The following is a 13,463-nucleotide window of genomic DNA, read 5'->3' on the forward strand; positions in this document are numbered from 1 at the left end:
GGGACGGCGGGCGGAGGTCCGGCGTCCTCCGCCCGCCGCCGTTCCGGTGGCCCTCAGGGCCTCTCGAAAGGCCCTAGGAGGGCAGTTCCTTCAGCTGGATGTCGCGGAAGGAGACCTGGTCGCCGGCGCCGTGGTTCTGCAGGCCGATGTGGCCGTCGGTCAGGCTCCGCTCGGGGTCCTTGTTGGTGAAGTCGTTGATCTTGACTCCGTTGAGGAACACCTGGAGGCGTTCGCCCTGGACCTTGATCTCGTAGGAGTTCCACTGGCCGGGCGGACGCAGGACCTGGTCACGGGCCTTGGTGTTCGCCGACTTGAACGAGTAGACGGAGCCCGTGGTGCGGTCGGGCGCGTCCGTGGCGTCGATCTGGATCTCGTAGCCCTTGTTCACCGCGGACCAGGGGTCGTCGGAGGCCGGGAAGCCCACGAAGACACCGGAGTTGTCGTCGCCCCGCATCTTCCAGTCGAGCTTGAGGGAGTACGACGTCAGCTCCTTGGCCTGGTACCAGAGCAGGCCCATGCCGCCCTCGGACTCCAGGGTGCCGTCCTTGACGTTGAACTTACCGGGGCCGGCCTGCTTCCAGCCGTCCAGGGTCTGGCCGTTGAAGATCGCCCGGTAGCCCTTGGCGGGCTTGCAGTCCGCCTTGACCTGGCCGGTGGCGTACTGCAGACCGCCGAGCAGATGGGTGCGGAAGGCCTCTTCGGCGTAGGACTCCTTGGTGTGGCCACCGCCGGTGTAGAAGGAGCGGCCGCCGCCGTAGCTCTGGCACCAGGCGATCGGGTGGTCGCCCTTCATGGTGCCGCCCTGGTACGTCGTCTCGTCCAGGGTGGCGAGGACCTTGGCCTGCTCACGCGGGTTGGTGCGGTAGTTGTACCACTCGTCGGTGCGCTCCCAGGCGTCGTCCAGGTGCGCGGTGGACGGGTGGTCGTGGTCCTCGACGCGCACGGTGGCCTTCTGGATGGCCGGGTGCGAGTCGAAGTACGCGCCGACGAGGCCGCCGTAGAACTCCCAGTCGTACTCGGTGTCGGCGGCGGCGTGGATGCCCATGTATCCGCCGCCGTTCTTGACGTAGTTCTCGAACGCCTTCTGCTGGGCGGCGTTCAGCACGTCACCGGTGGTGGACAGGAAGGCCACCGCGTCGTACTTGGCGAGGTTGGCCGTGGTGAACTGTCCGGCCTCCTCGGTCGCGTCGACCGTGATGCCGGCCGGGGCGCCGAGTTCCTTGAGGGCGGCGATGCCGGCCGGGATCGAGTCGTGCCGGAAGCCGGCCGTCCTGGAGAAGACCAGGACCTTCTTGCCGGCCTTGAACGGCTGGGTGGAGAACTCGAAGTCGTCCACGTCGTACAGCGCGCCGTCGCCGCCCCGGAAGACCAGGTAGATCTCCGTGGTCTTCTTCGGCAGGGACCGCAGCGGCACGTCGACGTTCTGGAACGTCTCCCAGCCGCCGGTCGGCGGGATGTACGCCGAGCCGTGCAGTTTGCCGTCGGGCGAGCCGGTGCGCAGCTCGACGAAGCCGCCGGCGCCACCGGAGGAGGCCCGCACGGTCAGCTTCTTCTGCCCGTCGAACCGGTAGGGGCTGAAGGAGATCCAGTCGCCGTCGTGGATGTCGCCGACGGTCTTGCCGCCGTGGGCGCCGGTCTTGTCGATCACCGATACGCCCTGCTGGGTGGTGAAGTGCTCGGCCTGGCGGTGCAGCGGCTGGAGCACGGTGCGCGCGGTGCCGGTCAGGGCCTCCTGGCCGTTCGCCCCGCCGTCGGTGTAGTTGGCGCCGACGACACCGTAGATGTTGGCGTTGGGGTCGTGACCGCCGTCACCGGGGGGCGGCTTGAGGGTGCCCTCGCAGCCCGTCTCACTGGTCAGCTCGTGGGCGTGGGAGTCGTGGCCGAGGCTGTAGACGACCTTGACCTTGGAGCAGTCGACCTTCTCCTCGGGGTCGGTGACGGTCACCTTGAACGGGACGGGCTCGCCGAAGGCGGCCAGAGCTCCGTTGCCCGGAACGCCGATCGTCACCTTGGGCTCGGTGTTGCCGACCACGATGCGGACGCTGGCGTTGCCGGTGTTGCCCTCGGGGTCCTTGGCGGTGAAGGTCGCGGTGTAGGTGCCGATCTTCTTGTACTTGTGGGTGGGCTTGAGGCCCTCGCCCTTGGTTCCGTCGCCGAAGTCCCAGCTGTAGGTGAGATCCGGGGAGTCGGCGTCCTTGGCGGAGGCGGTGAAGGCGACCTTGAGGCCGGCCGCGCCGGAGGTCTTGTCCGCGCCCACCTCGGCGATCGGGGAGAAGCCGTCCTGGGCGTTCTCGATCCGGTACAGCCCGGAGTTGTCGTCGCCCTGGAACCAGGAGAGGCCGTAGTCCAGGACGTAGAGCGCGCCGTCGGGACCGAAGTCCATGTCCATGATCTGGGTGCCGGTCCACGGGAAGTCGTTGATCTTCTCGACGGAGCCGTCTTCTGTCTGCTCGATCCGCTTGATCCAGCGGCGGCCGAACTCGCCCGCGAAGAAGTCGCCGTCGTACGCCTCGGGGAACTTCACCTTGGAGTCGAGGTCCGGGTCGTAGTGGTAGACCGGGCCGGCCATCGGGGACTCGGAGCCGCTGCCGAACTCGGGCACGCTGCCGCCGTCGTACGGGATCCAGGCGGGCTGGGCGGGCGGCAGGTCGGTGAGACCGGTGTTGTGCGGCGAGGTGTTCCTCGGGGCGTCGCAGTCGAACTTCTCGCCGGAGGTCTTGGTGGCGAAGTCGTAGTCGACGTAGGCGTCGTTGTCGCCGGTGCAGAACGGCCAGCCGAAGTTGGCGGGCTCGGTGACCTTGGCGAACTCGACCTGTCCCGCCGGGCCCCGCTTCGGGTCGGCGGCGCCGGCGTCGGGACCGTAGTCGCCGACGTAGACGGTGCCGGTCTTCTCGTCGACGCTGATCCGGAACGGGTTGCGGAAGCCCATCGCGTAGATCTCGGGGCGGGTCTTCTCGGTGCCGGGGGCGAAGAGGTTGCCCTCCGGGACGGTGTACGAGCCGTCCTCGGCGACCTTGATGCGGAGGAGCTTGCCGCGCAGGTCGTTGGTGTTGCCGGAGCTGCGGCGGGCGTCGAAGGCGGGGTTGCGGCCGGGCCGCTCGTCGATCGGCGTGTAGCCGTCGGAGGCGAAGGGGTTGGTGTCGTCGCCGGTGGACAGGTAGAGGTTGCCCTCGGCGTCGAAGTCGATGTCGCCGCCGACGTGGCAGCAGATGCCGCGGGACGCCTCGACGTCCAGGACCTTCTTCTCGCTGGCCAGGTCCAGCGTGCCGTTGGGGTTGAGGACGAACCGGGAGAGGCGGTTGACGCCGTCGAACTTCGCGAAGTCCGCGGCGGTGCCGGTCTCCGGGGCGTCGCCCGCGGGGGTGTCGAGCGGCGGGGCGTAGTAGAGGTAGACCGCCCGGTTGTTCTCGAAGTCCGGGTCGATGCCGACGCCCTGCAGGCCCTCCTCGTCATGGCTGTAGACGGGGACCTTGCCGGCGACCTTGGTGACGCCGCCCTGGTCGGTGAGGCGCAGGGTGCCGTCGCGCGAGGTGTGCAGGACGCTGCGGTCCGGGAGCACGGCGAGCGACATCGGCTCGCCCGTCTCGGGCTCGCCCTTGGCGAGCGGCACCTGCTGGAACTGCCCCTCGGTGGCGGCCGGTTCGTCGTGCTCCGGGTGGCCCGGGTGGGCGCCGGCGACGGTCGCCGGGGTGCCCACGGCCAGCATCAGGCCGGTGAGCAGGGCGAGGGCGGTGCGAAGTTTGGGACGTCTCGTGGTGTGGGTGGGTTCGAGTCTGCTTCTGTGCACGAAGTCCCTCCGGGAACGGGGTGGGGCCGTACGGAACGAGTGCGAAGACGTGCGGTGCGTGCGGACGCCGGGGTGCGTCGTCACCCCGAAGGCGCGGGTGTCCTGAACACTTCAGGGACGGTAACCGCGTTCTTCCGAAACGAACACCCCTTGGGTCAGGGCTGGTTGAACTTTTCCCCGACACAGGACAAAGCAGGATCCGGACATGCCGGGCCGGGGACCGGCGGATGCTCCGGCCCCCGCCCCCGACCTGCCGCCGGGCGCGCGGTTCAGCTGTTGAACGCGGCGTCGAAGGACGCGCTGGGCGGCTCGAAGTCGTACGCCTTGAGCCGGGTCAGCGCCTCCGGGGCGCCCTGGAGCCGGTCCATGCCGGCGTCCTCCCATTCGACGGAGACCGGGCCCCGGTAGTCGATGGAGCGCAGCATGCGGAAGACGTCCTCCCAGGGGACGTCGCCGTGGCCGGCGGAGACGAAGTCCCAGCCGCGACGGGGGTCGCCCCAGGGCAGGTGGGAGCCGAGGCGGCCGTTGCGGCCGTCGAGGCGTTTGCGGGCCTCCTTGCAGTCCACGTGGTAGATCCGGTCGCGGAAGTCCCACAGGAAGCCGACCGGGTCGAGGTCCTGCCACACGAAGTGGGAGGGGTCGAAGTTGAGTCCGAAGGCCGGCCGATGGTCGACCGCCTCCAGGGTGCGCACGGTGGTCCAGTAGTCGTAGGCGATCTCGCTGGGGTGCACCTCGTGCGCGAACCGCACGCCCTCGGCGTCGAAGACGTCCAGGATCGGGTTCCAGCGCGTCGCGAAGTCCTCGTAGCCGCGGTCGATCATCGACTCGGGAGCGGGCGGGAACATGGCGACCAGGTGCCAGATCGCCGACCCGGTGAATCCGATGACGGTGTCGACGCCGAGGAGGGCCGCGGCGCGCGCGGTGTCCTTGATCTCGGCGGCGGCCCGCTGCCGTACGCCCTCGGGTTCGCCGTCGCCCCAGATCCTGGCGGGCAGGATGGCCTGGTGGCGCTCGTCGATGATGGCGTCGCACACCGCCTGGCCGACCAGGTGGTTGGAGATCGCCCAGCACCTGAGGCCGTACTTGTCGAGGAGCTGGTGCCGGGAGGCGACGTAGGACGGGTCGGCGAGTGCCTTGTCGACCTCGAAGTGGTCACCCCAGCAGGCGAGTTCGAGACCGTCGTAGCCGAAGTCGCGGGCGAGTCGGCAGACCTCCTCCAGGGGCAGGTCCGCCCACTGTCCGGTGAACAGCGTGAAGTTGCGCGGCATCGGTGTCCGTCCTCCTCAGGCGGCGATCGTCGTGTAGAGGGAGTTCTTCTCGGCGCTCTCCTCCACGGCCGCGAGCACGCGTTGCACCTGCAGCCCGTCGGCGAAGGAGGGTTCGGGTGTGCGGCCGTCGGCGACGGCGTGGACCAGGTCGCGGGCCTGGTGCACGAAGGTGTGCTCGTAGCCGAGGCCGTGGCCCGGCGGCCACCAGGCGTCCAGGTAGGGGTGGTCGGGTTCGGTGACGAGGATGCGGCGGAACCCCGCGTACGCGCCGGGCTCGGTGCCGTCGTGGTAGGAGAGCTCGTTGAGCCGTTCCAGGTCGAAGGCCAACGAGCCGCGCTCGCCGTTGAGTTCGATGCGCAGGGCGTTCTTGCGGCCGGTGGCGTACCGGGTGGCCTCGAAGGAGGCGAGGGCGCCGGAGGCGAAGCGGCCGGTGAACAGGGCGGCGTCGTCGACGGTGACCTGGCCGGTTCCGGTGCCGTTGACGGCGGTCGGCCCGCCGGCGGGCGCGGTGGGCAGCGGCCGCCGGCGGACGAACGTCTCGGTGAGCGCGGAGACGCCCGCCAGCGGCTCCCCCGCCAGGTACTGCGCCAGGTCGACGATGTGCGCGCCGAGGTCGCCGAGCGAGCCGGAGCCGGCCTGTTCCCGGCGCAGCCGCCAGGTCAGCGGGAACGCGGGGTCCACCAGCCAGTCCTGGAGGTACGCCACCCGTACGTGCCGCAGGGTGCCGATCCGGCCCTCGGCCACCATCCGCCGGGCCAGCGCGGTCGCGGGCACCCGGCGGTAGTTGAAGCCGACCATCGCCAACCGGCCCCGCCTCTGGGCCTCTTCGGCGGCGCGGACCATCGCCTCGGCCTCGGCCACGGTGTTGGCGAGGGGCTTCTCGCACAGCACGTGCTTGCCCGCGGCGAGGGCGGCCAGCGCGATCTCGGCGTGGCTGTCGCCCGGGGTGCAGATGTCGACGAGGTCGACGTCGTCCCGTTCGACCAGGGCACGCCAGTCGGTCTCGGTGTCCGCCCAGCCGTGGCGGTCGGCCGCCGCACGCACCGCGATGGCGTCCCGGCCGCAGATCACGGCCAGTTCGGGGCTCAGCGGCAGGTCGAAGACGCGGCCCGCGGTGCGCCAGCCCTGGGAGTGGGCGGCGCCCATGAAGGCGTAGCCGACCATGCCGACGCGCAGGGGTGGCTTCCCCGTTTCCGCGCCGTCTGCCCCATCTGACTGCTGCGGCTGTGCCATACGGATGTCCTCCTCGTCGTCGCGGCGGGCGGGGGTGGGCCCCGCCCGGTGGGCTGGTCAGGCCCGTGGGGCGGGGCTCGTCACTTGAAGCCGGTGGACATGTACTGGTCGACGTTCTCCTTGTCGACCACGGCCGAGTAGCAGGTCAGCGAGGTGGGGATCTCGAACTCGGCGAGGCCGCCGATCCCCTTGCCCTGGCCGAGGGCGCGGGCGAGGTCGATCGCGGAGGCGGCCATCGACGGCGGGTACAGCACCGTCGCCTTCAGGACTCCGTCGTCCGCCTTGATGGCCTCGAAGGCGGAGAGCGCGCCCGCCCCGCCGACCATCAGGAAGTCGTCGCGCCCGGCCTGCTCGATGGCGCGCAGCGCGCCCACGCCCTGGTCGTCGTCGTGGTTCCACAGCGCGTCGACCTTCGACTGCGCCTGGAGGAGCTGGGCCATCTTGGCCTGGCCCGACTCGACGGTGAACTCGGCGGCCTGGCGGGCCACCTTCTTGATGTTGGGGTAGTTCTTCAGTGCGTCGTCGAAGCCCTGGGTGCGCTGCTTGGTGAGCTCCAGGTTGTCCAGGCCGGCCAGTTCGATGACCCGGGCGTCCGGGGTGTCCTTGAGCTTCTCGCCGATGTAGTGCCCGGCGTTCAGGCCCATCCCGTAGTTGTCGCCGCCGATCCAGCAGCGGTAGGCCTGCGGGGTGTTGAAGACGCGGTCGAGGTTGACCACGGGGATGCCGGCCCGCATCGCCTTCAGCCCGACCTGGGTGAGCGCCTTGCCGTCGGCGGGCAGCACCACCAGGACGTCGACCTTCTTGTTGATGAGGGTCTCGATCTGGCCGATCTGCTGGGCGGTGTCGTTGGAGCCCTCGGTGGTCTCCATGGTGACGTCGGAGTACTTCTCGGCGCGCTTCTTGGCCTGCTCGTTGATGGCGTTGAGCCAGCCGTGGTCGGCCTGCGGTCCGGCGAAGCCGATGGTGACCGGCTTGCCGGGCTTGTCGTCGGCCACCGGCTGGTCGTTGGCGGTCGGCTTCGCGTCGCTCGGCTCGTTGCTGGTGCAGCCGGTGACGAACACACCGGCGGACACGGCGGCGGCTCCGAAGAGCAGTCCTCTGCGGCTCGTGGAAGGCGTCGGCTCTGGCATGGCGGTGAACCCTTTCGTCAGGTCGTGCTCGCGGTACGGCGCTGGACCAGCACGGCGGCGACGATGATCGCGCCCTTGGCGATCTGCTGGACGTCGCTCTGCAGGTTGTTCAGGGCGAAGATGTTGGTGATCGTGGTGAAGATCAGGACGCCCAGCACGGAGCCGACGATGGTGCCGCGGCCTCCGGTGAGAAGGGTGCCGCCGATGATCGCGGCGGCGATGGCGTCGAGTTCGTAGAGGTTGCCGTTGGTGTTCTGGCCGGAGCCGGCCAGGACGATCAGCAGGAAGGCGGCGATGCCGCAGCACAGCCCGGACAGCAGGTAGAGGTACAGCCGCTGGCGGCGGACGTCGATGCCGGCGAGCCGGGCCGCCTCCGGGTTGCCTCCGACGGCGACGGTGCGGCGCCCGAAGGTGGTCCGGTTGAGCACCAGCCAGCCGATGACGGTGACCGCCGCGAACACCAGGACCAGGGGCGGGATGCCCAGGACGTAGGAGTCGCGTTCACCGAGGTCGAGGACCCCGTCGATGGTGACGACCTGGGTCCGCCCGTCGGTGATCAGCAGGGCCAGACCACGGGCCGAGGCGAGCATGGCCAGCGTCGCGATGAACGGGACCATCCCGCCGTAGGCGATGAGCACCCCGTTGACCAGGCCGCAGCCCAGTCCGACGAGGACGGCGGTGAACAGGATGCCGGTGAAGCCGAACTCCTGGGTGGCCACGGTGGTCGCCCACACCGAGGACAGGGCGACGATCGCGCCGACCGACAGGTCGATGCCGCCGGAGGTGATGACGAAGGTCATGCCGACGGTGACGACACCGATGACGGAGGCCTGGGTGAGCACGAGTTGGAGGTTGCGGGTGTCCAGGAACTCGTCGGGTCTGGTGATGCCGCCGATGAGGACGAGTACGGCGAGCACGCCGAGCAGTGACAGCGTACGGAGGTCGGCGCGGAACAACACGGCGCGCCAGGCGGGTGTTTCGCCGGTGGCGGGCACCTTGTCGGTGCGTTCCCGCGGCGGGGAGACGGGCTGCGTCATGACGCCGGGCTTCCTTCCATGACGAGGTCGAGTACACGGTGTTCGTCGAGTTCCCGGGCGGGCGCCGTGTGGACGACGTCGCCTTCCCGGAGCACCAGGACGCGGTCGGCGAGGCCGAGCACCTCGGGCACCTCGCTGGAGACGAGCAGTACCGCGAGGCCTTCGTCCGCCAGGCGGCGGACGACCGCGTACAGCTCGGCGCGGGCGCCGACGTCGACGCCGCGGGTGGGTTCGTCCAGCAGCAGCACCCGGCAGCCGCGCAGCAGCCAGCGGGCGAGCACGGCCTTCTGCTGGTTGCCGCCGGACAGGGTGCGCACGGGCACGTCCGGGTTGTCCGGCCGGAGCGACAGCTCACGGGTGGCGGCGCGGGCGGCGCTCAGTTCCGCACCCCGGTCGATCCAGCCGGCGCGGGAGAAGCGGGACATGGCGGAGACCGACACGTTGCGGGTGACGGACTCCAGCATGAGCAGGGCCTGCGCCTTGCGTTCCTCGGGGGCGAGCCCGATCCCGGCGCGCACGGCGGCGCGGACGCTGCCCGGCCGCAGCGGGCGTCCGTCGACCAGGACACGGCCGGTGTCCGGTCTGCGGGCCCCGTAGACGGTCTCCAGGATCTCGGAGCGCCCGGAGCCGACCAGACCGGCGAGCCCGACGATCTCCCCGGGGCGCAGCTGGAGGTCGAGAGGGGCGAACTCGCCCTTGCGGGACAGCCCTTCGACGGTCAGCACCGGTTCGCCGGTCGGCGGGGAGTCGGGCCGTTCGGGGAAGACGTACTCGACGTCGCGGCCGGTCATCAGGGAGACCACCTCGCGGGTCGGGGTGGACTTCGCGGGCAGCCCGCCCGCGACGGCCCGGCCGTCCTTCAGCACGGTCACCCGGTCCCCGATGCGCCGGATCTCCTCGAGGCGGTGCGAGATGTAGACGACGGCGACTCCGTCGGCGGTGAGATCGTCGACGATGCGGAAGAGGTTCTCGACCTCGTCCGGGTCGAGCGCCGCCGACGGTTCGTCCATCACGATGAGACGCACGTCGTGCGAGAGTGCCCGCGCCATCGAGACGATCTGCTGCTGCGCCGCCGACAACTCCCCCACCAGCCGGGTCGGTTCGATCTCCGGGTGTCCGAGCCGGGTCAGCAGCCGGCTCGTCGCCTCCCTGGACGTCCTCGGGCGGACCACGAACCCGGCGGTCGTCGGCTCCTGGCCGAGGTGGACGTTCTCGGCGACCGTCATGTGCTCCACCAGGTCGAGTTCCTGGTAGATGGTGGCGATACCCAGGCGCATGGCGGCGATCGGCGAGCGCAGGGTGACCGCTTCTCCACGCCAGCGGATCGTGCCCGTGTCGGGCTGGTGGGCGCCGGCCAGCACCTTGATCAGGGTGGACTTGCCGGCGCCGTTCTGGCCGAGCAGGCAGTGCACCTCGCCGGCCTGGACGTCGAGGTCGACGCCGTCCAGGGCCCGGACTCCGGGGAACGACTTGGTGATGCCGGACATGCTGAGCAGCGGTGGTTCGGGTGCCATGCGGATTCCCCTCGGCGGGCGTGCGGGCCGGTGTCAGGGCGCGGTCGGGCCGACGTTGTCGGAGCAGGGGTGGAGCGGTGGAGCCGTACGTGGTGCCGGTGCGCTGTTCCGTGCGGTGAAACGGTGCGAGCGAGGTGGGCGGTGCCGGCGGCGCGGACTGCGTGAGTGGTGCGAACTACGTGAGCGGTGCGAACGGTGCGGTGGTGCCGTGGGCTGCTTACGCGGGTGAGAACAGGTGGTCGCTGATGAGCCGGGCCGCGCCGATGACTCCGGCGGTGGGACCCAACTCCCCCAGGACGATGGGCAGGTTGCCGGTCGCCAGGGGCAGCGACTGGCGGTAGACCTGGGTACGGATGGCGGCGAGCAGGGTGTGGCCGAGACCGGTCACCCCGCCGCCGATCACCACCAGGCCGGGGTTGAAGAAACTGACCAGGCCGGCGATGACCTGGCCGGTGCGGTTGCCGCCCTCGCGGATCAGGTCGAGGGCGGTGGCGTCCCCCGCGGCGGCCGCGGCGGCGACGTCGACGGCGCTGAGCGTGCCGTTCGTCTCCAGGCGGCTCGCGAGTTCGGCGGAGAGCCCCTGTTCGGCGGCCTCCATGGCGTCCCGGGCGAGGGCCGCGCCGCTGAAGTGGGCCTCCAGACAGCCCCGGTTGCCGCAGGCGCACGGGCGGCCGTCGGGTACGGCCTGGATGTGCCCGATGTCGCCGGCGCTGCCCGTCGTACCGCGGTAGACCTCACCGCCGACGACGATGCCGCAGCCGATGCCGGTGCCGATCTTGACGCAGAGGAAGTCGCCGACGGTGCGGGCGACGCCCGCGTGCTGCTCCCCCATCGCCATCAGGTTCACGTCGTTGTCGACCATGACCGGACAGCCGAGGTCCTGGCTGAGCGCCTCCCGTACGGGGAAGCCGTCCCAGCCGGGCATGATCGGCGGTGCCACCGGGACACCCTCGGGGAAGCGGACCGGGCCCGGGACGCCGATACCGGCGCCGTCGAACCCCTCGGCGAGTCCGGTGGCCTTCAACTTCGCCGCCATGGCCAGGACTTGTTCGAACACCGCGACCGGTCCGTCACGGACGTCGATGGGCTGGTTGAGATGCCCGAGGATCTCCAGTTCGGCGTTGGTGACCGCGACGTCGACCGAGGTCGCGCCGATGTCCACGCCGAGCAGGCGCAGGTGCGGGTTGAGGCGGATGTTGTGGGAGCGCCGGCCGCCGCGCGAGGCGGCGAGTCCGTCGGCCACGACGAGTTCCGTCTCCAGCAGCCGGTCCACCTCCACGGCCAGCTTCGACCGGGAGAGGTCGACCTGGTCGCCCAGCTGGGCACGGGAGTTGGGGCCACCGTCGCGCAACAGCCGGAGCAGTCGGGCCTGATGTGCGTTCGCGGGTCGTGCGGTCATACGTCTCACGAACCCCTCCCCGCCTCGGTCGGCCTGTGCGCGCCGGATTCCGGCCACGTGTGTGGCGTGCTTTCGGAGGGAACGTAGCAGCGGCTGCCGGGGGTGGGAAGAAGTCGCGCAGGAATTGGCCCCCACTTTTTCCACTCACAGGACAAAGGGGTCCGCGCGGAGCCACGCGGGCCCCTTCCCGCGGTCGGGTTCCCGCGCCCTGGAAGCGTGGTCAGGACCTCACCGCCGCCAGGACGCCGGTGCCGTCAGGAGGCCGGTGCCGTCAGGACGTCGCCTGCGCGAGGTACGAACGCCGGGTGTGCTCGGTGTGTTCGCGCATGAGCCGCTCGGCCAGCTGCTCGTCGCGGGCGGCGACGGCGGCGATCAGGTCGCGGTGCTCGGCCCAGGACCGGCCTCCGCGCTGCCGGGCGACGGGGGCGTGGTACCAGCGCACCCGGCGGCCGACCTGGGCGGCGAGTTCGGCGAGGACCGCGTTGCCGGCCAGGTCCATGATCTTGGCGTGGAAACGGGCGTTGAGGACGACGGCGGCCTCCACGTCGTCGGAGGCGACGGCCTCCAGGCCCAGCGCCAGGATCTCCTCCAGGGCCTCGATGCCCGCGCTGTCGGCGTTGAGCGCGGCGAGCCTGGCGGCCTCGGCCTCCAGCAGCGTGCGCACGGTGAGGAGTTGGTCGGCCTCCTGCTCCGTGGGTTCGTGCACGAACGCGCCCTGCGCGGGGCGCAGATCGACCCAGCCCTCGGTGTTCAGCCGCTGCAGCGCCTCGCGTACCGGCTGCCGGGAGACCCCGAGGTGACCGGCGAGTTCGCTCTCGACCAGATGCTGGCCGGGCTGGAGGGCGCGCGTGGTGATGAGCTCGAGCAGTGCCTCGTAGACCCGGTCCCGCAGCGGTCCCGGTCGTTCGAGCTTGGGCACCGCCCCCTGGGGCAGTCCGGTCGACAGCATCACGGTCCCCCTCCTCGGCAGCCCGCGCCCGGCCGCACGGCCGGTCGTTCGGCGCCGCCAGTAGTGATTGTCTTTCGTCTACAGTCTACGGCGCCCGTACACCAGGGAGAGGGGGAGTCGATCGCGTCACACCCGTACGAGGGGGATCTTCAGGGGCAGCGGACGACCTGCCCCGCGTAGGACAGGTTCCCGCCGAAGCCGAACAGCAGGACCGGGTCGCCGGACGCCACCGCGCCCCGCTCGACGAGCTTGGCGAAGGCGAGCGGGATGCTCGCGGCCGACGTGTTGCCCGACTCGGTGACGTCGCGGGCGACGACGGCGTTGACGGCGCCGATCTTGAGCGCGAGGGGTTCGATGATCCGCAGGTTGGCCTGGTGCAGCACCACCCCGGCGAGCTCCTCCGGTGTCAGTCCCGCCTTCTCGCAGGCCTGGCGGGCGATGGCCGGCAGTTTCGTGGTCGCCCAGCGGTACACGCTCTGCCCCTCCTGGGCGAACCGGGGCGGCGTCCCCTCGATCCGCACCGCGTTGCCCATCTCCGGCACCGAGCCCCACAGCACGGGCCCGATCCCGGTCTCCTCGGGGGTCTCGGCCGCCTCGACGACCGCGGCGCCCGCCCCGTCGCCGACGAGCACGCAGGTGGAGCGGTCGGTCCAGTCCGCCACCTCGGACATCTTGTCGGCGCCGATGACCAGCGCGCGGCGCGCGGCGCCGGCCCGCACGGCGTGGTCGGCGGTGGCCAGCGCATGGGTGAACCCGGCGCACACCACGTTGACGTCCATCGCGGCGGGCCCGGGGATGCCGAGGCGGGCGGCGACCCGGGCCGCCATGTTGGGCGAGCGGTCGATCGCGGTGGACGTGGCGACCAGCACCAGGTCGATCTCCGCGGGGGTGCGGCCGGCCGCCGCCAGCGCCTTGGCCGCGGCGTGTGCGGCCAGGTCGTCGACGGGCTCCTCGGGGCCCGCGATGTGGCGGGTGCGGATGCCGACCCGGCTCGTGATCCACTCGTCGCTGGTGTCGACCATGCCCGCCAGTTCCTCGTTGGTGAGCACCCGGGCGGGCTGGTAGTGGCCGACGGCGGCGATGCGCGAGCCGATCATGGGTGGGTCCCCCTCGTGTTGCGGTTGCGGGATCCACCAGTCTGGTCAG

At 71.0% G+C, this 13,463-nt stretch carries 9 protein-coding genes; all 9 read right to left on the reverse strand.

Annotation, left to right across the window (positions count from 1 at the left end; all coding sequences use genetic code 11):
* Positions 1-73 precede the first annotated feature (73 nt).
* The gene (locus tag ACTWJ9_RS03500) at positions 74-3,787 is read right to left on the reverse strand and encodes a ThuA domain-containing protein (RefSeq protein ID WP_443295183.1); all 3,714 of its coding nucleotides are present in this window, start codon (positions 3,785-3,787) and stop codon (positions 74-76) included.
* A gap of 269 nt (positions 3,788-4,056) precedes the next feature.
* The gene (locus ACTWJ9_RS03505; RefSeq protein ID WP_279332555.1) at positions 4,057-5,055 is read right to left on the reverse strand and encodes a sugar phosphate isomerase/epimerase family protein; all 999 of its coding nucleotides are present in this window, start codon (positions 5,053-5,055) and stop codon (positions 4,057-4,059) included.
* 15 nt (positions 5,056-5,070) lie between these two features.
* Positions 5,071-6,288 (reverse strand): Gfo/Idh/MocA family protein, encoded by a 1,218-nt coding sequence (locus tag ACTWJ9_RS03510; RefSeq protein ID WP_279332556.1) that lies wholly within the window; start codon positions 6,286-6,288, stop codon positions 5,071-5,073.
* Between the two features lie 80 nt (positions 6,289-6,368).
* Positions 6,369-7,418, reverse strand: a complete 1,050-nt coding sequence (locus ACTWJ9_RS03515) for a substrate-binding domain-containing protein (protein WP_279332557.1) — start codon at positions 7,416-7,418, stop codon at positions 6,369-6,371.
* A gap of 17 nt (positions 7,419-7,435) precedes the next feature.
* Positions 7,436-8,455, reverse strand: a complete 1,020-nt coding sequence (locus ACTWJ9_RS03520; protein WP_279332558.1) for an ABC transporter permease — start codon at positions 8,453-8,455, stop codon at positions 7,436-7,438.
* Entirely contained in the window at positions 8,452-9,969 is a 1,518-nt protein-coding gene (locus ACTWJ9_RS03525; RefSeq protein WP_388705047.1) for a sugar ABC transporter ATP-binding protein, read from the reverse strand. Before ACTWJ9_RS03525 ends, ACTWJ9_RS03520 begins: the two co-directional genes overlap by 4 nt.
* A 217-nt stretch (positions 9,970-10,186) precedes the next feature.
* Positions 10,187-11,368, reverse strand: a complete 1,182-nt coding sequence (locus ACTWJ9_RS03530; protein ID WP_279332560.1) for an ROK family protein — start codon at positions 11,366-11,368, stop codon at positions 10,187-10,189.
* Positions 11,369-11,639: 271 nt separating this feature from the next.
* On the reverse strand, positions 11,640-12,317 hold the full coding sequence (locus ACTWJ9_RS03535) for a GntR family transcriptional regulator (protein WP_279337857.1): 678 nt from the start codon (positions 12,315-12,317) through the stop codon (positions 11,640-11,642).
* A 149-nt stretch (positions 12,318-12,466) separates the two neighbouring features.
* Positions 12,467-13,414, reverse strand: coding sequence for a beta-ketoacyl-ACP synthase III (locus tag ACTWJ9_RS03540; protein ID WP_279332561.1), 948 nt, complete (start codon positions 13,412-13,414; stop codon positions 12,467-12,469).
* Positions 13,415-13,463 lie beyond the last annotated feature (49 nt).

Source organism: Streptomyces sp. GDS52, from assembly GCF_052246875.1.
In the GTDB taxonomy this organism is placed as follows: Bacteria; Actinomycetota; Actinomycetes; order Streptomycetales; family Streptomycetaceae; genus Streptomyces; species Streptomyces cathayae.

Excerpts from the sequence above, each read along its gene's own strand:
- ACTWJ9_RS03505 (WP_279332555.1), bottom strand. The coding sequence starts at position 5,055 with ATGCCGCGCAACTTCACGCTGTTCACCGGACAGTGGGCGGACCTGCCC.
- ACTWJ9_RS03510 (WP_279332556.1), bottom strand. The coding sequence starts at position 6,288 with ATGGCACAGCCGCAGCAGTCAGATGGGGCAGACGGCGCGGAAACGGGG.
- ACTWJ9_RS03515 (WP_279332557.1), bottom strand. The coding sequence starts at position 7,418 with ATGCCAGAGCCGACGCCTTCCACGAGCCGCAGAGGACTGCTCTTCGGA.
- ACTWJ9_RS03520 (WP_279332558.1), bottom strand. The coding sequence starts at position 8,455 with ATGACGCAGCCCGTCTCCCCGCCGCGGGAACGCACCGACAAGGTGCCC.
- ACTWJ9_RS03525 (WP_388705047.1), bottom strand. The coding sequence starts at position 9,969 with ATGGCACCCGAACCACCGCTGCTCAGCATGTCCGGCATCACCAAGTCG.
- ACTWJ9_RS03530 (WP_279332560.1), bottom strand. The coding sequence starts at position 11,368 with ATGACCGCACGACCCGCGAACGCACATCAGGCCCGACTGCTCCGGCTG.
- ACTWJ9_RS03535 (WP_279337857.1), bottom strand. The coding sequence starts at position 12,317 with ATGCTGTCGACCGGACTGCCCCAGGGGGCGGTGCCCAAGCTCGAACGA.
- ACTWJ9_RS03540 (WP_279332561.1), bottom strand. The coding sequence starts at position 13,414 with ATGATCGGCTCGCGCATCGCCGCCGTCGGCCACTACCAGCCCGCCCGG.